The sequence below is a fragment of the Nocardia sp. NPDC004260 genome, assembly GCF_053603155.1.
On record NZ_JBSGEZ010000015.1, the window covers coordinates 65553 to 86375 of the forward strand.

Genomic DNA, 20823 nt, shown 5'->3' on the forward strand with positions numbered 1-20823 from the left:
CGGGTGGTCGCCGTGCGCGTTCGGCGCGTCGGTCGTGGCGTCGGCCCCGCGCCGGGGCCACGATGGCGGTATGAGGATCGGAGTTCCACAGGAGGTCAAGGATCAAGAGTTCCGGGTAGCCCTGACTCCGGCGGGCGCCGGGGAACTGACCGGGCACGGACACGACGTGCTGGTGCAGGTGGGCGCGGGCGTCGGATCGGGATTTCCCGACGCCGACTACGCCGCGGTGGGGGCCCGCCTGGTCCCCGACGCCGACCAGGTGTGGCGGGAAGCGGATCTGGTGTTGAAGGTGAAGGAGCCGATCGCGCAGGAGTATCCGCGGATGCGCCGTGGGCAGGTGTTGTTCACCTTCCTGCACTTGGCGGCGTCGCGCGAATGCACCGACGCCGTGTTGCGCTCGGGCATCACCGCCATCGCCTACGAGATGGTGCGCGCCGCCGACGGGTCGCTGCCCCTGCTGGCTCCGATGAGCGAGATCGCGGGCAAACTCGGCGCCCAGGTCGGCGCGTATCACCTGATGGCGCCGCTCGGAGGCGCCGGACTGCTGCCCGGCGGCGTCCCCGGCGTGCGCCCGGCGGAAGTGGTCGTGCTCGGCGGCGGCGTCGCGGGGTCGAACGCGGCCGCGGTCGCCGTCGGCATGGGAGCGCGCGTCAGCGTGCTGGACACCAACCTGCATCGGCTGCGCGAACTCGACGCTCGCTTCGACGGGCGGATCGCCACCGTCGCGTCGAACGCCACGGAGGTCAGGCGCGCGGTGTTGTCGGCGGATCTGGTGATCGGCGCGGTGCTGGTGCCCGGTGCGCGTGCGCCGGAGCTGGTCTCCGATGAGCTCGTCGGCGGTATGCGCCCCGGCGCGGTGCTGGTGGACATCTCCATCGACCAGGGCGGCTGCTTCGCCTCGGCCCACCCGACGACGCACGCGAATCCGACCTTCCGGGTGGCGGATTCGCTGTTCTACTGCGTCGCCAACATGCCGGGCGCGGTGCCGCACACCTCGACCATCGCGCTCACCAACGCGACCCTGCCCTACGTGCGGGCGATCGCCGAACTCGGCTGGCAGGAGGCATGCGCCCGGCACCCCGATCTCGCGCACGGGCTCACCGCGGACGCCGGGCGGCTGCTGTCGGCCGAAGTCGCAGCCGCGCACGGGTACTCGCGGCCGCTCGGCGTCGCGGGCTGACTACTCCCGCTCGGTGCGGCTTCCGCCCAGGTGCCAGTCGGGCTCACCGGTGGTGGGCAGGTCGCGCAACTTGTCGGGGTTGCGGACCACGTCGATCGCGACGATGCGGCCGTCGTCGACGGTGAAGGAGAAGACGCCCGTGTGGGTGCCGTCGAAGACCACCAGTCCGGGCTGGCCGTTGACCAGCACCGCACGGCCCCAGCCGCCCGCCACTTGGTACCAGCCGAGCAGCAACTTGGCCACGAGCTCGGCGCCGTGCACGGGCTGCCGGATAGCGGGCACCTTGCCGCCGCCGTCGGCGGTCAGGCTGACGTTCGTGTCCAGGACGCCGAGCAGGGCGCCGAGGTCGCCGGAACGCCACGCCAGCGCGAAGGCCGACACCACCTTCTTCTGCTCGTCGGGGGAGGCGGGAAAGCGCGGGGTGCCCTGCTCGACGTGTTTGCGTGCGCGGGAAGCCAGCTGGCGGACGGCGGCCGGGGTGCGGCCGACCACTTCGGCGACTTCGGGGCCGCTCATGCCGAAGACGTCCTGGAGTACGAACGCGGTGCGCTCGGCGGGCGACAGCGACTCGAGCACGACCAGCAGCGCGGTGGTGACCCGCTCGTCCTGGGTGATCCGGTCGGCGGGGTCGTCCCAGCTGGTCACCTCCGGCTCCGGCAGCCATTCGCCCACGTACTGTTCGCGGCGCACGCGGGCCGAGCCGAGGTGGTCGAGAGCGAGCCTGCCGGTGACGGTGGACAGCCAGGCCCGCAAGTTGTCGATCTCTCCGGCGGTGCCCGTCTCGTACTGGCGCTGCAACCGCAACCAGGCCTCCTGCACGACGTCGTCGGCGTCACTGAGACTGCCCAGTGTGCTGTAGGCGAGCCTGCGCAGATACGGGCGGTGCTCCTCGAACCGCCGAGCCAGCTCGGCCTGGTCGAGGTGCTCGGGGGAAGGCTGTTCGGAAGTCACGTCTGTTCGCCGTTCGTCGTTCGGGCCCCGCCGGGGCGAGTCTATGGATGCGTCACCAGGTCGACGACGCAGGGGCGCGGAGTGTGACACGGCCGGGTCGTGCGGGACGGTCGCCGCCCGCCCGATAGTGTCGCCGAGTGCAGAAGGGGACCGCCACCGCGCTCGGGTTGCTGCTCGGATTCGCGCTCGATCGAGCGTTCGGTGATCCGCGGCGGTGGCACCCGGTGGCCGGATTCGGTTCGGCGGTGGCGGCTTTGGAGTCGGTGACCTATGCCGACCGGCGCGCCGCGGGGCTGGTGCACGAGGCGCTGGCCGTCGGTGCCGTGGTCGGACTCGGCGTGGCCGTGCGCCGCGGCGGCGTGGTCGCGACCGCCGCCGCGACCTGGACCGTGCTGGGGGGCCGGAGTCTGGCCCGAACCGGTCGCCGGATGGCCGATCGCCTGGCGGGGGGCGATCTCGACGGCGCCCGCGCGCTGCTGCCCTCGCTGTGCGGCCGCGACCCGCAGGCGCTCGACGCGGACGGTCTCGCCCGCGCGGCCTTGGAGTCCATCGCCGAGAACACCTCCGACGCGGCCGTCGCCCCGGTGGTGTGGGGAGCGGTGGCCGGCGTTCCGGGTTTGCTCGGATATCGCGCGGTCAACACGCTGGACGCGATGATCGGCTACCGCAACGAGCGCTACCGGCAATTCGGCTGGGCCGCCGCGCGCGTCGACGACGTGGCCAACCTGATCCCGGCGCGCGTCACCGGTTTGCTCACCGCGGTGCTCGCACCCTCGATCGGCGGAAGGCCCGCTGCCGCCCTGGCCGTGTGGCGCCGGGACGCCGCCGGGCATCCCAGCCCCAACGCGGGCGTGGTCGAAGCGTCGATGGCCGGGGCGCTCGGCGTCCGGTTGGGTGGCCGCACCGAGTACCCGCACGGTGTGGAGATGCGCCCGGTCCTCGGTGACGGCCCAGCTCCGACCGTGCACGACTTGCGCCGCGCCGTACGCCTTTCCGAGGCCGTGCAACTCACCGCCACCCTGATCGCCGCCGCCGTCGCCGTGACGAGGCGCTGAGTGGTCCGCTGACCCGCGCCGCCGCGGCGGGCGGCCAGCGCACCGGCGGCCATAGCCGCTCGCGATCGCCCGGTGGTGGCGGTCACCTGCCGCACCGTGCGCACCGATCGGCGGGCGACGGTGCCGCCGACTGCCCGCACCCGCGTTCCGGCTCGGATAGGGTCGGCGGGTGCGAATCGGGCTCATGACCATCGTGGTGGCGGAGTACGACGCCGCGATCGACTTCTTCGTCGACTCGTTGGGATTCGAACTGATCGAGGACTCAGCGGCTCGCACGAATGACGGCCGCCCGAAACGGTGGGTGGTCGTGCGGCCACCCGGCGCCGAAACCGGCATATTGCTGGCCCGCGCCGACGGTGCGCGGCAAGCCGCGGTGATCGGACAGCAGGTCGCGGGCCGCGTCGGGTTCTTCTTGCAGGTCGAGGACTTTCGGTCGGCGTACGACCGAATGGTCTCGCGCGGTGTCGAGTTCGTCGGCGCGCCACGGAGCGAGCCATACGGGCAGGTGGCGGTCTTCCTGGACATCGCTGGGAACCGGTGGGATCTGCTCGGCCCGGCTCAGCCGTAGTGCGAATCGTCCGGTGTCGCGTCGAGCAGGTCCGGCCGCGACCATGCCGGGATCAACCGCGGCCGCGGCCGTAGCGGTCGGCGAGGCGCGCTTCCGTGGTCGGTACGGCGGGCACGCTGGGAGCCGCCGACGGAGCCTGCTCGGACCCGGCCGGTTCGGTGCCTGACGTGGCCTCGGGCGATTCTGCGGCGGAGCTCTTTTCTTTCCTTCGTTCCCGGATCTCGGCGTAAATGAAATAGCCGAGGCCGAGGGGGGCCATGATGCCGAAGGCCAGCCATTGCAGGCCATAGGACAAATAGGGGCCCGCATCGAGCTGGGGGAGCGGCGTCGGAGTGAACGCGCCCGGTTGGTTTTCACTCAGTTGCAGGTAGCCGCCGCGCTCTCCGCCGGTCGGCACGGCGGTCAGGGACTGTTGCAGGACCGCCGTCTCCTGGGCGGTGTCGATGGAGTACACCTGGCGATAGCCGTCCTGGACGCTCGGGTCCTTGCCGGGCGTGACCCCTTCGGACATCCGGACCCTGGCCTCGATGCGCTGCGGCCCCGCGGGGGGCTCGGGGATCTGCGGCGGCCGCGTGCCGTCGACCGCCGCCACCAGCCCGCGGTCGACGAGCAGTACGCGCCCGTCGTCCAACCGGAACGTCGTGAGCACCGCGTAACCCGGAGCGCCGTCGAGATGGCGCAGCCGCACCAGCGCCGTCGAGTCCGGCACATAACTGCCGGAGGCGGTGACACGCCGCCACTCGGTGTGCTCGCTCCCCGCACCGGAGAGCACGGTGGCGACGTCGACGGGCTCGGCCTTCACCGAGTCGGCGATCAACTGGTTGCGGTGCGAGGTGGCGGTGTTCTTGCCGAGTTGCCACGGCGCGAGCACGGTGAAGCACAGGTAGGCGAATGCGGCGACCAGCACCGCCAGGATCAGCCAGCTGGGGCGAAGCAGGAAGGTCAGTCTGCGCATCAGGATCGCTCGTCGGAGACGAGGCGCGGGTCGGGCGGTTCGGCGGCGGCCAGTTCGGCGCGCACCCAGTCGAGCAGGCCGGGGACGGCGGCCTCGATCTGGGTGCGCACGAGTTCGAAGTCCGCCGCGTCGCCGTAGTAGGGATCGGCCACGTCCTGACCGTCGGCGTCCGGGTCGAAGGCGCGCAGCAACCGCAGCCGCTCGGCCGGGATGCCCAGGCGGGCGAGGTCGCGCTGGTGCGAGCTGTCCAGCGCGATCACCAGGTCCGCGTCACTGTGCTCGGCGCCGAACGCCGCGGCGACGTGACCGGTCGGGTACCCGTATTTGCGCAGGGTCGCGCTGGTGCGCGGGTCGGCGTCGTCGCCCACGTGCCACGAACCGGTGCCCGCGCTGCTCACCCGCACCCGATTGGCCAGGCCGGCCCGGTACAGGTGCGAGGCGAAGATCTTTTCCGCCATCGGAGAGCGGCAGATGTTGCCGGTACAGACGAACGAGACGTGCAGCTGGCCCACGCCTGCCATTCTGGCCGGTCCCGCCCCGGCGCCGCCACGTAGGGTGTGGTCTCGTGGCCGAGGACACCGTCGATCGAGCGAAACTGCGCCACCACGGCGACGTGGACGCACGTCCGGGCATGCTCGATTTCGCGGTGAACGTGCAGGGAGCCGCACCGCCGGAATGGCTGCGGCGGCGATTGGCCGCGCGCCTGTCCGATCTGGGGCGTTATCCGAGCGCCGAGGACGCCGAAGCCGCCCGCCGCGCGATCGGGGCCCGGCACGGCCGCGATCCCGGGGAGGTGCTGCTGCTGGCCGGCGCGGCGGAAGGCTTCGCCGTGCTGCCCCGCCTCGCGCCGCGGTCGGCCGCGGTGTTGCATCCGTCGTTCACCGAGCCCGAACTCGCGCTCCGGGAAGCGGGCGTTCCCGTCACCAGGGTGATTCTGGAACCGCCCTACCGGCTCGATTCCGCCGTGGTGCCCGCCGGAGCCGATCTGGTGGTGCTCGGGAACCCCACCAACCCGACCTCGGTACTGCACCCGGCCGCCGCAATCCGCGCCCTGCGCAGGCCCGGGCGCGTCATCGTGGTCGACGAGGCCTTCGCCGACGCGGTGGCCGGTGAGCCGGAATCCCTCGCCGCCGACCCCGCGCCCGACCTGCTCGTCCTGCGCAGCCTCACCAAGACGTGGGCGCTGGCGGGGCTGCGCTGCGGTTATTTCCTCGGCGCGCCCGAGGTGCTGGCGCGCCTCGGCCACGGGCGACCGCACTGGCCGCTGGGCACCCTGCAACTGGAGGCGATCACCGCGACCGCGAGCCCGGCCGCCGTGGCCGAGTCGCAGCGCCGCGCCGAAACGCTCGCCGTGCACCGTGCCGCGATGATCGAGCGCCTGAGCGGCCTCGGCGTGGCGGTCCACACTCCGGCGGAAGGCCCGTTCCTGCTGCTGCGCGTGACGGACGGTGAATTGCTGCGCAAACACCTGGCCGCGGAGGGGATCGCGGTCCGGCGCGCGGACACCTTCCCAGGCCTGGGCCCGGAACACCTGCGCGTCGCGGTCCGCGGCCCCGCGGAGGTCGATCGGCTGGTCGCGGCGATCCGATCGGCGGATGTCCGGTGAGCACGAGGCTGCGGCCGTGCCGCGCCGATCATCGATCCGATCCCACGCGCAGGCGCACTGGCCGGACGGAGAATTCGCGTGTCGGACGTCTCGCGGCCGGTGGCCGATCTCCACGACTCGGCGACGACCCGCTGTCGAGTCGGCCGGAATTCCGCCGCATGGTGGTCGCCGCACCGGGCATCCGGGCGAACAAAAGTCCGGCCCCGCTCACCACGACGGACGCGGTGTCCGTGGCGCTGGACTGTGCCCTTCGTACCGTCCGACCACGCGAATCACCTGCACGAGGCGGGCGAGCGCACGCAGCCACGCAGGCACGTCCGGCGGTGAATCCACTGCCGCACAGTGCGGAACCGAAGCGAAGGAAGGTGGACGATGACCACGCTCGCGGATCTCATCGGGGCGCTCGACGCGGCCTACCCGCCCGCGCTGGCCGAGCCGTGGGACTCGGTCGGCCTGGTCTGCGGTGACCCGGCCGAGGAGCTGACCCGGGTGCTGTTCGCGGTGGACGCGACCGCCGCGGTCGTCGACGAGGCGATCGACTGGCGTGCGCAGGCGCTGGTGGTGCACCACCCGTTGCTGCTGCGCGGCGTCGACACCGTCGCGGCGAGCACGCCGAAAGGCGCGCTGCTGCACCGACTGATCCGTTCGGGCTGCGCGCTGTTCACCGCGCACACGAACGCCGACTCCGCCGATCCCGGCGTCTCCGACGCGCTCGCCGCGGCCATCGGCCTGACCGTGACCGGCCCGCTGGACTCCAAACCCGAAGCGGCCGTGGACAACTGGGTGATCCAGGTGCCGCGCACGCACACCGACGCGGTGCTCGCCGCGCTCTTCGCCGCCGGCGCGGGCGCGAGCGGGCACTGTTGCGATCGTGCGGTGCGTGTGCCCGCGACCGGCCAGTTCCGTCCCGAAGCCGCGGAACAAGGCTCCCTGACCGAACTCCAGTACGTCGAGGAGGAGCGGATCGAGGTGGCCGCCCCGCCCGCCGCGCGCTCGGCCGTGCTCGCCGCGCTGCGGGCCGCGCATCCCGGTGACGACCCGGTGTATCACATCGGCGAACGCGCCCAGCTGCCGTCGTCGCTCGGCATCGGCCGGATCGGCACCCTGCCGCAACCGGAATCTTTGCGCGACTTCACCGATCGCGTGGCCCGCGCCCTCCCGCCCACCGCGTGGGGCGTACGCGCCGCGGGCGACCCGGATCGCACCGTCTACACGGTCGCGGTGTGTGGCGGCGCGGGTGACTCCTATCTGAACAGGGCCGGCGGGCTGGGTGTCGATGTGTATCTCACCTCCGACCTGCGCCACCACCCGGTCGACGAGCACCTGCGCAAAGGCGGGCCCGCCTTGGTGGACGCCGCGCACTGGGCGACCGAATTCCCGTGGTGCGCGCAGGCGGAAGGGATCGTGCGAACCGCCCTGCCCGGCCTGGAGACCAGGGTGTCCACGCTGCGCACCGACCCGTGGACGATGCGCGCGCCCGGCTGAGCGTCGCACGTCCGCGTCCGAACCCGTTGTCTCGGCGACGAACTGGCAACGGCGTGTCGGGGCGTGTCCGTGCCGGGCCGGGAAAGGTTGGGCGGTTCGGGTGAATCGAGTAGTTCGCGCGGGGTACAACTACCGCATGAACTTCCCGGTTGATTTCGGGCTCGTGCAGATCGGGCTGATCCTGCTGCTGGTCGTCGGTGTAGCGCTGATCGTCTCCGGTCTGATCGCGGCGCGCCGGGTGGGCATGCGGCCGCTGCTCGCGCGGGGGACGGGCGGGCTCGCGCTGCTGCTGGTCGCCGCGGTGCTGCTGTGGATCGCGACGCTGCTGCAGACGTATCTGGGATTGACCGGCGAGATCAAGGCGGCGCACGTGGTGGCCAAGCCGGTGGCGGGGCAGGAACACCTGCTGGATGTCGACCTCACCCTGTACGGCGACGACGACCACCCCGAACAGCGGCTCACCCACCGGGTCGAAGGCGACATGTGGGTACTGCAAGCGGGCCTCGTCGAGTTGGAGCCGTGGGTGAACGCTCTGGGCTTTCACTCCGGCTACCGGATCAGCCGCCTGTACGGTCAGCGTCTGGACGGCGTCGCGACCAAACAGAACCAGATCTTTCTCAACGACGGCGACCGCGACTTCTTCGCCGACATGCGTGCCGGCCGCTGGTGGACCCAGCCGTTCGTGCGCTCCGCCTACGGCAACGCGGTGATCGCGGTGCCCGGCGAATACGACGTCTACATCTCCCGCGACGCCATCAAAACTCGCACGGTCGGCGGCTGACGCCGGTCCGCCGATCCGGCGGGGTACGGTTGAACACCAGTCCCGTCCCACCCCGTCCAGGAGTTTGTCCGCGTTGAATGTCGAACCCCCGATCCAGGCCGAGCTGCTGCGGCTCGCCGCCGTCGACGCCGAGCTGACCCGGATCGCGCACCGCCGCACCGTGCTGCCCGAGCAGCAGGAGGTGGCGCGGCTGGAGGCCGAGCGCAACGCGCACTCCGACGCCGCGGTGGCCGTGGAGATCGTGCTGGACGATCTCGACCGCGACATCCGCAAGCTGGAGGGCGAGGTCGAGGCGGTGCGCAAGCGCGAGGAGCGTGACAAGAGTCTGCTCACCGCGGGAACCGTGAACGCCAAACAGCTTTCGGAGATCCAGCATGAGCTGGGGAGTCTGGAGCGCCGCCGCTCCGTGCTGGAGGACGAGCTGCTCGAGGTGATGGAGCGGCGCGAGGCCTCGGCCGCCGATCACGAGCACGCGGGCGCGCGGTTGAGCAAGACCGACGAGGAACTCGCCGATGCCAGGCGACAGCGGGACGAGGCGCTCGCGGATCTGGACGTGGCGCAGACGCGCTGCGAGACCGATCGCGCCGGTGTGGTGGCGAAGCTGCCCGGCGAACTGCTGGCGATCTACGACCGTCAGCAGGAGCAGCACGGCGTCGGCGCGGCCCTGTTGCAGGCGCGCCGTTGCGGCGCGTGCCGCATCGAACTCGATCGCGGCGAGATCGCCCGTATCGCCAAGACCGCTCCCGACGTGGTCGTGCGCTGCCCGGAGTGCGGCGCCATCCTGGTCCGGACCAGGGAATCGGGGCTGTGAGTTCGCCGCGACCGGTTGCCGGGGAGATGCGATGAGCTTCCCCGAGGTGATCGTCGAGGCCGACGGCGGCTCGCGGGGCAATCCCGGTCCGGCCGGGTACGGCGCGGTGGTCTACGACGCCGATCACGTCCGGGTGCTCGCCGAGCGTAGGGAGTTCCTCGGCATCGCCACCAACAACGTCGCCGAATATCGCGGGCTGATCGCCGGGTTGGCGGCGGCCGCGGAGCTGGGCGCCGAATCGGTCGTGGTGCGGATGGATTCCAAGCTGGTCGTCGAGCAGATGTCCGGTCGCTGGAAGATCAAGCACGCGGCCCTGATCCCGCTCGCCGACCAGGCCCGCAGGATCGCGGCCGGGTTCGCCCGGGTGAGTTACTGCTGGATCCCGCGCGCGCAGAACTCGCATGCCGACCGGCTCGCGAACGAGGCTATGGACGCCGGAGCCGACGTGGACGAGGGCCGTGCCCCGGCCGCAGGCACCCGGTCGGTGGAGGCCGCCGATCCGGCTCTCGCGCACACCGAGCGCGATCTGCCGAGCTGGATCGACGAAGCCAAGGAAGCGAACGCCGAGCAGTCGAAGCCCGCGCAGCACGGTCCCGGCTGGACCCGTGCCACCGGTAGGCCCACGCGTTTGCTGCTGCTTCGCCACGGCCAAACCGAGTTGTCGGTGCAACGCCGCTATTCCGGTCGCGGCAATCCGCCGCTCACCCCGCTGGGCCGCGAGCAGGCCGCGCGCGCCGCGAAGATGCTGGCCGCCAAAGGCGGCATCGCCGCGGTGGTCAGCTCTCCGCTCGGCCGGGCCAGGGAGACCGCCGAGGCGGCCGCCGCCGCGCTCGGGGTCCCGGTCGAGATCCACGAGGGGTTGATCGAGACCGACTTCGGCGCGTGGGAGGGGTTGACCTTCGCGGAGGCCGCGCAACGCGATCCGGATCTGCACGCCCGCTGGATCGGTGATCCCACCGTCGCCGCGCCCGGTGGGGAGAACTTCGAGGAGGTCCGCGCGCGGGTGGACGCGGCTCTGCGCGACCTGCTCGAGCGGTATCCCGGCGCCAATGTGGTCGTGGTCAGTCATGTGACCCCGATCAAGACGCTGCTGCGGCTGGCCCTCGATGCCGGCCCGTCGCTGCTGTATCGCTTGCATCTGGATCTGGCGTCGCTGTCGATAGCCGAGTTCTATCTCGACGGCGGGTCTTCGGTGCGTCTGGTGAACGATACGTCCTACCTCTGAAGCCGACGACAAGCCCGATTCGAGGGCGAACGCGGTGCGTGGAGGGCGAATTATGCCTCATTGCAACACATTTCCGTTTCACAATCGCGCGATGCGGTGAATCTCACTTCAACTCGGCCTTGCGCGCCGAGTAGCGGTAGGCTTCCGGACGGTCAGGCACAGGCGTCCTAGCTGCCTGCCTGGTCGGGGTCGACGCAGTGACCTCGGTCAGTGCTGCTCAGCGGGACGGTTTCGCGCGGGCAGAGTGGCCCGCGGGCCGCGTCGCGGCGGGAACACCTGTGCCGTCGAGTGGTTCGATGAGAGTGCAGGTTCGATGAGCAGTCCGATCAAGGTTGTCGTTCTCGGGGCAGGGATCGGAGGACTCACCACCGCGGCCGCCCTGCGGCATGCGGGATTCGGCGTCGAACTATACGAAGCGGCCCCGGAACTGCGGGCCGAGGGCTTCGGACTTTCCGTGCAGGCCAACGGAATCAACGCACTGCGCACGTTGGGTCTCGGCATCGACGAGCAGCTGCTCGAACGCGGCGGCCGGGTCGAGACCTTCCGTTTCTGCAACCCCGACGGCAGCCCGATCCGGGTGCTCCCGGTGCATCGGCTCGACGCCCAGCTCGGCGCACCCGCCGTGGCGCTGCACCGCACCGACCTGCACGACGTGCTGCTGAACGCGATCGGCGACACGCCGACTTTCGTCGGCGCGCAGGCCACCTGCTTCGTCGACGACGGCCAGCACGTGCGCGTCGAGTTCGCCGACGGCCGGGTCGCCGAGGGTGATCTGCTCGTGGGCGCCGACGGTATCCACTCGGTGGTGCGCGCCCAGTTGCACGGTCGCGCCGAGCCGCGGCCCGGCGATTTCGTCTGCTGGCTGGCCTGCATCCCGTTCGAGCACCCCAATGTCGCGCGCGGGTTGTCGGCGCACTTCTGGGGCACCGGAATGCGTTTCGGCATCCACGACATCGGTCACGGCCGGGTGTACTGGTGGGGTACCAAGACGCTGCCCGCCGACGAGGCCGCCAACTGGCAGGGCGGCAAGGAAGACCTACTGCGCTTGTACGCCGACTGGGCGCCGGAGGTGCGCGCCTGCATCGAGCAGACCGACGAAGCGGCGATCCTGGCCGTGCCCGCGCAGGACCGCCCGCCGCTGGCGCAGTGGGGCCGCGGCCGGGTGACGCTGCTCGGCGACGCGGCGCACCCGATGCTGCCCAGTCTCGGCCAGGGCGCCAACGCCGCGATCGAGGACGCGGTGGTGCTGGCCACTGTGCTGCGCAACTCCCTGGATCCGGTCGCGGGCCTGCGTCGTTACGAGAAGTTGCGCGCCGACCGCACCGCCATGTTCGTGAACGGATCGGCTTCGCTGGCGAAGATCGAGCAGACCACCGACCCGCGCCTGGTGCGGGTGCGCGACACCTACTTCCGCCACGCGCCCACCGAATTCTTCCTGCGTGAACTCGGCAAACCGATGTCGTTCCCGGCGCCGGACGGGCCGACGGCGCGGCTGCCGCGTCCGCTCTCGCCGGTCGAGCGCTGGCACTGGATCGCCGATCAGCTGGCACCGCTGCACATCCTGTCGCGGGTGCGAATTCGTGGCCACGTCGAAGCCGACCGGATTCGCGCCGGCTTGGACGAAGTGCAGCGCCGACATCCGCTCTTGCGGGTCGCCGTCGCCGCCGAACCGGACGGCACCGCACCGCGTTTCGTGCCGGTGCAAGCGCCGATCCCGCTGCGCGTGATCGAATCCGAGGACAGCACGAACTGGCTGACCGAGGCCGACGAGGTGGAGCTGCGCGAGCCCTTCGACTGGCGTACCGGCCCGCTGGCCAGGGCGGTGCTGATCAAGGAGACCGACGGCACCAACGAGCTGATCGTCACGCTGCACTACGCCATCGCCGACGGCGAGAGCGCGTTGTCGGTGGCCAAGCAGGTGCTCCAAGTGGCCGCGGGAGAAGGCGGCGATTTCGCGCCCGCGCCGGTCCGGCCTGGACCGGAGGAGCTGTTCCCGCCGCGCTTCCAGGGGGCGGGCGGTGCGTTGCGCACCGCGGGATCGTTTCTGCGGGACCAGAAGTCGCAGCTGCGCAAGCCGCGCAGGCTGGAGCCGACCAGGCTCGCCCCGCCCGCACAGCGGCGCAGCCGGGTGGTACACCGCAGCCTCGACGGCGACCGGTTGGAGGCGCTCACCGCGGGCTGCGCCCGCCACGGCGTCGGCCTGCAGGCCGCCCTCTCCGCCGCGCTGCTGATCGCGGCGGCCAGGGAGGCGGGCACCGACAAGGCCGCCTGGTACACCGTCGGCAGCTCGGTCAACTTCCGTGACCATCTCGACGGCGCCGCGGGCGACACCGAGGTCGGCACCTATCAGGGCATGATCGCCACCCCGGCGAAGTACGCGCCGTGGGCTTCGCTGTGGGAGATCGCCGACGAGATCGAGCGCGAGTACGGTGCGCGGATGGACCGGCGCGATCACTTGTCCGCGTTGAACCTGCTGAAGGTGGCCGCGCCGAAGTCGGTGGCCGCCAGCGCGTCCACGGTGAAACTCATGGACACTCGCGGCCCGGGACATCTCTGTATGACCTACCTGGGCGACTACCCCTTCCCGGACAAGATCGGCTCCTGGCAGCTGGAGGGCGCGCAGTTCGTCTCCGGCATGTCCGTCAGCGGCTTCATCATGGCCACCGCCAACGCGACGCACAACGAGCTGTCCCTCAACATCGGCTACGTCGAGCCCGCGGTATCACGTGACCGCGCCGATCGTCTGGCCGACGAAAGCGTGCGCGCGCTGCTGTCAGCTTGCTGACCGGCCCGCATACACCGCGATAACAGCAGCAGAGTCGCGGCATCGGCAGTGCCGATGCCGTGATTCGCGATATCGATAACTGGATAAGTGTGGTAGCAGCTTTGCGTGTCAGCGATCAGGGTGGGCTCGAGTAGATCCGCGCACGGCCGGTGCCGCGACTGTCGCGATAGGAGTGACTGTGACATTCGAACCGAGTGCTACTTCCGAGAGACCCCCCGAAGCCTGGCCGGTCAGCGCGTACCAACGCGATGTGTTGTCGGTCGCCTACCGGTATGCCCCGGCGCCGGTCACCCGAAACGCCTACTGCGCGTTCATGGACGCACCGTTCGACATGGACCGGTTGCGGGCGGTGGTGCGCAGGGCGCTGCTCGCCGACGAGGCGCTGCGCCTGCGGTTCGAGTTCTCCGAAGGCCGCTTCTGGCAGTGGGTCTCCGACGAGCTACCCGAGGTCGAGCTGGTCGATCTCAGTTGGGCGTCGGACCCGGCCGCGGCGCGCCGCGACTGGGTGAACCGGGCCAATGTGACGCCGTCCCCGCCCCGGCAGCCGTTCCGGATCGCCGCGCTGGTCGACGGGCCCGACCACTTCCATCTCTACGTGGCGATGCACCACGCGATGATCGACGGCTGGGGCGTGAACGCGCTCTGGAGCGCCCTGGTCGACAACTACAGCCGCACCGACCTCTCGCTCGAGCAGCTCGCCGAGCCTGAGCCGTTCACCGAGCAGACCGACCGCGGCGCGGCGACCTATCGCGAGATCGCCGCCGAGCACGAGGAGTATCTGTCCTCCCCGCAGTGGGCGGCGGACCGCGACGCGCTGGTGCGTCGCTTCGAGGGAGTGGTGCCCGCGCTGTTCTCCGGACGTGCGAGCACCCCCAACGTCGACAGGGGGCGGCGGCGCGTGGTGGTGGAACCCGCGTTTCTCGACCGCATTCGCGCCACCGGCTTCTCCGTCTTCGCGTTCACCGTTTCGGCGCTGGCCGCCTACCTGACCACCATTCACCGCTCCGAAGAGGTGGTGATCGGCGTCCCGATGCTCAACCGGCACAGCGCGGAGACCTTCCGCACTGCCGGGCACCGGACGAATGTGGTACCCCTGCGCATCCGGGTCGACCCCGCCGAGCCGCTGTCGGCGGTCGCCTCGGAAGTGGCCGCGCAGATCCGGGAACTCAAGCGCTACGAGCGTTTTCCCTACGGTGACCTGGCACGTGCCCTCAGCAGCGACCCGACGGCGCCGCCGCTGTTCGACGTGGCGTACTCCTACATCAAGATGCCGCCGTCGGATCACCTCGACAAAATTCTCGGCACCCTCGACATCGTCAACCCGGGCACGGTGCTCGAGGCGCTGAACATTCTCGGCGTCGAGCACGCGCGCGACGGCTCGCTGAACCTCCAGCTCTACTACGACAAGGACGTCTTCGACGACAACTTCCCGTTCGAATCGGTCGTGCGCGGCGTCGGCGCGCTGCTGGTGGCAGCGCTGGACCGCCCCGGGGTGCCGATCTCGGCGTTGCCGCTGATGCCGAGGCGGGAACAGGCGGCCATCGCCGCGTTCGAATCCGGTCCGCGCGAGGAATTCCCGTACACGACGATCGATCGGCTGGTCGCCGACGTGGCCGCACGGCATCCGGACCGGATCGCGATCGAACCGGTCGCCGGGTCCGGGGAGCAGCCGCTGCGCTACGCCGAATTGTCCGCGCTCGCGGACGGTTTCGCCGCCAGGCTGCACGCACTGGGCGCGACCGGCAACGAATGTGTCCCGGTGGTACTGCCCCGCTCGACGGAGATGCTCGTCGCGATCTTCGGTGCGCTGCGGGCCGGTTGCGCCTATGTGCCGCTCGACCCCGACTTCCCGGCCGCTCGAATCGAGACCGTGCTCGCCGACTGCGAGGCACGATTCGTCGTGGCGGGGCCGGAGCATCGAGCGGTTTTCGACAGGCTGGGCGTCACGAGGATCACGGTGGCCGACACCGTCCCGGCGCGCGGTATCGAAAATGTCTCGCACCCAGCGGATCTCAGCTACCTCATCTACACCTCCGGTTCCACGGGCGTGCCCAAGGGCGTGATGATCGAGCACCGGTCGGTGGTGAACCGCCTGACCTGGATGCAGCGACGCTATCCCCTACACGATTCGGACGTGATCCTGCAAAAGACGCCGGTGACCTTCGACGTCTCGGTGTGGGAGCTGTTCTGGTGGGCGATCACCGGCGCCAAAGTGGCGCTGCTGGAACCTGGCGGCGAGCGCGATCCGCGCCGCATCGCCGACGCGATCGCCGTACACGGCGTGACGGTGCTGCACTTCGTGCCCTCCATGCTGGCCGCGTTCGTCGACGAACTCACGGCCGACCCCGCTACGGTCGCCCGGATCGGCAGCGTGCGACGGGTCTTCTGCAGCGGCGAGGCGCTACCCCCGGCGCTCGTGCGCCGGTTCCACGCGGTCTTCGCCGCGGCCGGGGCGTCGGCGCCGCAGCTGGTGAATCTTTATGGACCGACCGAGGCCACCGTCGACGTCTCCTATTTCGACTGCCCCGCCGACGATCCGCTCGACGTGGTGCCGATCGGCCGCCCTATCGACAACATCGACTTGCTCGTGCTCGATCACATCGGCCGCCGGGTGCCGGTCGGCGTGCCGGGGGAGCTGAACATCGCGGGGGTGGGCGTGGCCCGCGGCTATCGCGGCAGGCCCGAGCTGACCGCGGCGGCGTTCGTCGACGATCGCGCGGTGCCGGGGCGCCGCCGGTACCGCACCGGTGACCTGGCGCGCTGGCTGCCGGACGGCAATCTCGAATACCTGGGTCGCTTCGACGATCAGGTGAAGATCCGCGGCAACCGGATCACCCTCGGCGAGGTGCAGAACGCGATGCTCGGCTGCGCCGGGGTGCGTGCGGCGGCCGTGGTGGACGAGGTCTCGGAAGCGCACGGCGTGCAACTGGTCGGCTATTTCGTCGGCGCCGACGTCTCCGGTGAGGAGATCGCCGCGCAGCTGGCGGCCCGGCTGCCCCGCTACATGGTGCCGTCGCGACTGATCCGGGTGGACCGGATTCCACTGACTCGCAACGGGAAACTGGACCGGCGCGCCCTGGCCGAGCAGCTCGTCCTCGGCCACGGCGGCGAGCCGGTCGCGGGCGCGGAGCCGCGCACCGATGTCGAGACCAGGCTCGCGCAGGTCTGGCGTACCGTGCTGGGCGTCGAGTCGGTCGGCGTACACGACAACTTCTTCACCCACGGCGGCGACTCCATCCTCGCGCTGGCCGTGCGCACCGCAGCCGAACGCGCCGGGCTGTACTTCGACGTGGACGCCTTCTACCAGGCGCCCACCATCGCCGAGCTGGCCCGCGTCGTGCGCGACGACCGCCACGGCGAGCGTGGCCGCGTCGCCGCGCCCCTGGAGACGGTGCCGCTGATCGACCGCGCCGCATTGCACCAGGCCGAGGACGCGTTCCCGGCAACGGCCCTGCAACTGGGCATGCTGTATCACAGCATCGAGCGCGCCGACTCGGTCACCTACAAGGACGTGTTCCGCTATCGGCTCGAAGTGCCCTGGGACGCTTCGCAATTCAGGGATGCCGTGGACCGGCTGGTGCGGCGTCAACCCGCGCTGCGCTCGTCGTTCGAGCTGAGCAGGTATTCGGTTCCGTTGCAGATCGTGCATGTCGCGCCGCCCTACGAACTGGAGATCATCGATCTCGGCGAGATGGACGAGGCGGACGGCGAGGATCTGATCGAGATCTATCTCCAGGAGCGGGCCCACGCCCAGTACGACATCTCACGCGCTCCGCTGTTCGCGATCCGGGTGTTCGTCCGTCCCGGCTCGCAGAAGCCGGTCGGCACGGTGGACCTGGTGCTGAGCTTCCACCACGCCATCCTGGACGGCTGGAGTGTCGCCACGTCGGTGCTGGAACTGCTGCTGGACTACCTCCACCACATCGGCATGACTCGCAACCGGGTCGAGGCCACCCCGCATCCGGCCACCGTGCTCGCCGAGTACGCGCGGGCCGAGCAGAGCGCCGCGCGCGACAGCGCGGCCCGCGCGTACTGGCTGACCGCCCTGGAAGGCGCCGAACCCACCGCGCTCACCGCGCTGGGGGTGCACCAGCCGGTGGTGGCGGGCGTGCCGCAAGCGCGGGCGCTGGTGCCGCGCAGGCTGGCCGAACGGGTCTCCGCGTTCGCCACGCGCCACCAGGTGCCGGAGAAGTCGGTGTATCTGGCCGCGCACTGCCTGGCGTTGCGGGCGCTCACCGGCCGCACGGACGTCACCACCGGCGTGGTCAGCCACGGTCGCCCGGACCGGGCCGGCGCCGAACGAGTGGCGGGCCTGTTCCTCAACACGCTGCCGATCCGGTTGGACGGCACCGCGACCACATGGCGCACGGCGGTAGAGCAGATCGCGCGACGCGAACGCGAGGCCTATCCGTTCCGCCGCTACCCGCTGCGGTCGATCCTCGCCGACGGCGGGCCGGTCTTCGAGACGGCGTTCAACTTCGTCAACTACCACGTCTTCCAGCCCATGCTCGTGCTGGACGGCGTGCGCCTGCTCGATTTCGACGCCCGCGAGGAGACCAACTTCCAACTGCTGGTCACCGCGGCCACCGACCCGCGCGACGGCCGGATGTGGTTGCGGGTGGACGGCGACCACACGCTGACCGCCGAGCAGTGCGAGACCGTGGCGCTCACCCAGTTGCGCATGCTGGCCGGAATCGTCGCCGACCCGGACGCGGCGATCGACCGTGGCGTCGGCCCCGCGACCGCCCGCGACGTGGGCACGCTGGTGGCCGAGGCGGCCGCGCTCGACCCCACCCGCATCGCCTTGGCCGGTGACGAGGAGTCGGTCACCTACGACGAGCTGATCGAGCGCTCCGACCGGCTGGCCCGGCGCCTGGTCGGGCTCGGGGTGGCGCCGGGCGACCGGGTCGGCATCCTGATGGGGCGCCGCCCGCAACTGGTGCTGCTCGTGCTCGCGCTGACCAGGATCGGGGCCGCGTGTGTTCCGCTGGATGTCAGCTACCCGCGAGCCAGGCTCAATCTGATGATCGACCGAGCCCGCCCGCATCGGGTGATCGCCGACGCCGCCTATCGCGACATCGTCGACGACGCCGCCTTGGTGCTGGACACCGCCGCGCTCTTCGACGACTCCGCGCCCGACGCGGAAGTGGCGCTGCCCGACCACGTCTCGCCCGACGCGGTGGCCTACGTGCTGTTCACCTCCGGGTCGACCGGTGAGCCCAAGGGTGTCGCCATGCCGCATCGCGGCCTGACCTCCCTGGTGGACTGGCAGAATCGCGCGGCCACCGGCACCGGCCTGCTGAGCACACTGCAGTTGGCGCCGTTGAGTTTCGACGTCTCGTTCCAGGAGATCTTCACCACCCTCGCGGCCGGGTCCACCCTGCGGGTGAGTTCGGCGGATCTGCGATCGAACGTCGAGCAACTGCTGACCACGGTGGTGGAAGAGGGCATCGAACGGCTCTTCCTGCCGTACGTGGCCTTGCAGGCGTTCGCCGAGGCGGCCGTGGCGCACCGGATGTTCCCGACCGAACTGAAGGTGCTGATCTCCTCCGGCGAGCAGCTGCGCATCACCGACGAGATCCGCGCCCTGTGCAAGGTGGTTCCCGGCCTGGTGCTGGAGAACCAGTACGGTCCCACCGAGTCCCACGTCGCGACCAAGTTCACGCTCACGGGTCCGGCCGACGAGTTCCCCGCGCTGCCGCCCATCGGGCGCGCCGTCGACGGCGACACCGTCGAACTACTCGACAGCGCCCTGCGGCCGGTGCCGGACGGCGTGATCGGCGAGATCTATCTCGGCGGCCGCAGCATCGCTCGCGGCTACGAGGGCAGGCCCGCGCTCACCGCGCAGCGGTTCGTCGCCACGCACGCGGGCGGAATCCGCTACCGCACCGGTGATCTCGGCGTCCGGCTGTTCTCCGGCGACATCGTCTGCCTGGGACGCAGCGACAGCCAGGTGAAGATCCGCGGGTTCCGGGTGGAGCCGGCCGAAGTCGAGCTGTGCATCCTGAGCTTGGTCGAGAAGTTCCCCGGCATCACCGAGGCCGCCGTGGTGGCGCGCGGTTTCGGCGGCATCGACGGCTCGCTGATCGCGTTCCTGGTCGGCGCGCCCGAGCGGACCGACCTCGCCGCGTTGCGGCACGACCTGCGCTCGATGCTGCCCGCGCACATGGTGCCGTCGCGGTTCGCCTGGCTCGATGAGCTGCCCCGCACGCCCAGCGGCAAGCGCGACGACGCGACGCTGCGCGCCTACGGCGAGGACGCCACGGAAACCGTGTCGGCACGGCGGGAGCCCGCCGACGAGTACGAGCGGTCGGCGGTCGAACTGCTCGCCGAGTACGCGGGACTGCGTGCCATCGGTGTGGACGACGACTTCTTCGCGGCGGGCGGCACCTCGATCGGGGCGATGCGCGTGGTGATGGCGCTGTCGCGCCGGTGGGGCGTCGAGGTGCCGCTGGACGCGTTCATCGGCGCGCCCACCGCCGCCGGGATCGCCACCCTGGTGCGGTCGGGTGCCGTGCAACGCACATTCGACCCGCTGGTGCCGATCAGCGTCGGCGGCAGCAAGCCACCGCTGTTCCTGGTGCACCCGATCGGCGGAAACGTGCTGTGCTACCTGGCCCTCGCGCGCTATCTGGATCCGGATCGACCGATCTACGGGTTGCAGGCGGCAGGCGCGGATTCCGGCAGCGCCCCGGAGAAGACCATTCCCGCCATGACGGAGTCGTACCTGCAGGCGGTGCGGCGGGTGCATCCGAAGGGGCCGTATCACTTGGCGGGTTGGTCGTTCGGCGGCTACGTCGCCTTGGAGATGGCCCGCCAGCTGCCCGAGCACGAGGTCTCCAGTGTGACGCTGCTCGACACCATGGCGCTGCGCGCTCGCACTCGGACCCCGATTCCGGAGGAGAAGCTCATTCGGTGGTTCTTCCTCGAGCTGCTGTGGTACGCGCGGGGAAGCCGCTCCGCCCTGGTCGATTTCGAGCCCGGCGTGCACAATTCCGAGGATCTGTTCGCGGCGATGCTGGCGGAGTCGGTGCGGTCGGGCATCCTGCCCGCCGACAGTTCGCCGCAGGCGATCCGGCGGCTCTACGAGGTGTTCTTCGCCAACTACTCGGCCATGCTGGACTACAAGCTCGAGCCGTACCAGCGCGACATCACGCTGCTGCGCGCCACCGAGGGCCTGCCGCCGGGCGTCGACCTGGCGCACAAGACCGTCGGCAGCATGTTCGACAGCGCCGACAACGGCTGGAAGCAGTACGCGGCGCGCCGGTTCACGGTGATCGACGTGCCGGGCGATCACCTGAACATGATGACCGAGCCGAACATCGGCGAGCTGGGGCTGCGGTTGGACGAGGTGCTGTCGGCCGCCGATCCCGACCTCGACCGCGAGTGGGACGAGTCCATGCTGGACGCCTGAGGTCCGC

Annotated in this window: 13 protein-coding genes; 10 read left to right on the forward strand and 3 right to left on the reverse strand. The window is 70.8% G+C overall.

What is annotated here, in order from left to right:
• The first annotated feature begins 70 nt into the window (after window positions 1-70).
• Entirely contained in the window at window positions 71-1180 is a 1110-nt protein-coding gene (gene ald / locus ACWEO7_RS11675) for an alanine dehydrogenase (RefSeq protein ID WP_452422818.1), read from the forward strand.
• On the opposite strand, the gene sigJ is transcribed toward ald, so the two are convergent.
• Window positions 1181-2131, reverse strand: coding sequence for an RNA polymerase sigma factor SigJ (gene sigJ / locus ACWEO7_RS11680; RefSeq protein ID WP_452422819.1), 951 nt, complete (start codon window positions 2129-2131; stop codon window positions 1181-1183).
• Between the two features lie 137 nt (window positions 2132-2268).
• On the opposite strand from sigJ, the gene ACWEO7_RS11685 reads away from it, so the two are divergent.
• Complete coding sequence (locus ACWEO7_RS11685) at window positions 2269-3186, forward strand: cobalamin biosynthesis protein (RefSeq protein WP_452422821.1); 918 nt, start codon at window positions 2269-2271, stop codon at window positions 3184-3186.
• Between the two features lie 169 nt (window positions 3187-3355).
• Window positions 3356-3754 carry a VOC family protein gene (locus ACWEO7_RS11690; RefSeq protein ID WP_355072770.1) on the forward strand — a complete coding sequence of 133 codons (399 nt, stop codon included), beginning with the start codon at window positions 3356-3358 and terminating at the stop codon, window positions 3752-3754.
• 52 nt (window positions 3755-3806) lie between these two features.
• On the opposite strand, the gene ACWEO7_RS11695 is transcribed toward ACWEO7_RS11690, so the two are convergent.
• Both ACWEO7_RS11695 and ACWEO7_RS11700 read right to left on the reverse strand, forming a co-directional pair.
• Complete coding sequence (locus ACWEO7_RS11695; protein WP_452422823.1) at window positions 3807-4709, reverse strand: SURF1 family cytochrome oxidase biogenesis protein; 903 nt, start codon at window positions 4707-4709, stop codon at window positions 3807-3809.
• Complete coding sequence (locus ACWEO7_RS11700; protein ID WP_452422825.1) at window positions 4709-5230, reverse strand: low molecular weight protein-tyrosine-phosphatase; 522 nt, start codon at window positions 5228-5230, stop codon at window positions 4709-4711. The genes ACWEO7_RS11695 and ACWEO7_RS11700 overlap by 1 nt, the downstream gene beginning before the upstream one ends.
• Window positions 5231-5274: 44 nt before the next feature.
• On the opposite strand from ACWEO7_RS11700, the gene cobC reads away from it, so the two are divergent.
• From cobC to ACWEO7_RS11735, 7 genes are all read left to right on the forward strand, one after another.
• Window positions 5275-6315 (forward strand): Rv2231c family pyridoxal phosphate-dependent protein CobC, encoded by a 1041-nt coding sequence (gene cobC, locus ACWEO7_RS11705; RefSeq protein ID WP_452422827.1) that lies wholly within the window; start codon window positions 5275-5277, stop codon window positions 6313-6315.
• A gap of 372 nt (window positions 6316-6687) precedes the next feature.
• Complete coding sequence (locus ACWEO7_RS11710; RefSeq protein WP_452422829.1) at window positions 6688-7800, forward strand: Nif3-like dinuclear metal center hexameric protein; 1113 nt, start codon at window positions 6688-6690, stop codon at window positions 7798-7800.
• Window positions 7801-7936: 136 nt separating this feature from the next.
• Window positions 7937-8581, forward strand: coding sequence for a hypothetical protein (locus ACWEO7_RS11715; RefSeq protein WP_452422831.1), 645 nt, complete (start codon window positions 7937-7939; stop codon window positions 8579-8581).
• A 73-nt stretch (window positions 8582-8654) separates the two neighbouring features.
• Window positions 8655-9392 carry a zinc ribbon domain-containing protein gene (locus tag ACWEO7_RS11720; protein WP_452422833.1) on the forward strand — a complete coding sequence of 246 codons (738 nt, stop codon included), beginning with the start codon at window positions 8655-8657 and terminating at the stop codon, window positions 9390-9392.
• A 31-nt stretch (window positions 9393-9423) separates the two neighbouring features.
• A complete protein-coding gene (locus ACWEO7_RS11725; protein WP_450015154.1) occupies window positions 9424-10617 on the forward strand; it encodes a bifunctional RNase H/acid phosphatase in 1194 nt (397 codons plus the stop codon).
• Between the two features lie 313 nt (window positions 10618-10930).
• Complete coding sequence (locus ACWEO7_RS11730; protein WP_452422834.1) at window positions 10931-13402, forward strand: FAD-dependent monooxygenase; 2472 nt, start codon at window positions 10931-10933, stop codon at window positions 13400-13402.
• Between the two features lie 178 nt (window positions 13403-13580).
• A complete protein-coding gene (locus ACWEO7_RS11735) occupies window positions 13581-20816 on the forward strand; it encodes an amino acid adenylation domain-containing protein (RefSeq protein WP_452422835.1) in 7236 nt (2411 codons plus the stop codon).
• The last annotated feature ends 7 nt before the right edge of the window (window positions 20817-20823 follow it).

Excerpts from the sequence above, each read along its gene's own strand:
- ACWEO7_RS11700 (WP_452422825.1), bottom strand. The coding sequence starts at position 5,230 with ATGGCAGGCGTGGGCCAGCTGCACGTCTCGTTCGTCTGTACCGGCAAC.
- ACWEO7_RS11710 (WP_452422829.1), top strand. The coding sequence starts at position 6,688 with ATGACCACGCTCGCGGATCTCATCGGGGCGCTCGACGCGGCCTACCCG.
- ACWEO7_RS11695 (WP_452422823.1), bottom strand. The coding sequence starts at position 4,709 with ATGCGCAGACTGACCTTCCTGCTTCGCCCCAGCTGGCTGATCCTGGCG.
- ACWEO7_RS11725 (WP_450015154.1), top strand. The coding sequence starts at position 9,424 with ATGAGCTTCCCCGAGGTGATCGTCGAGGCCGACGGCGGCTCGCGGGGC.
- ald (WP_452422818.1), top strand. The coding sequence starts at position 71 with ATGAGGATCGGAGTTCCACAGGAGGTCAAGGATCAAGAGTTCCGGGTA.
- ACWEO7_RS11715 (WP_452422831.1), top strand. The coding sequence starts at position 7,937 with ATGAACTTCCCGGTTGATTTCGGGCTCGTGCAGATCGGGCTGATCCTG.
- ACWEO7_RS11730 (WP_452422834.1), top strand. The coding sequence starts at position 10,931 with ATGAGCAGTCCGATCAAGGTTGTCGTTCTCGGGGCAGGGATCGGAGGA.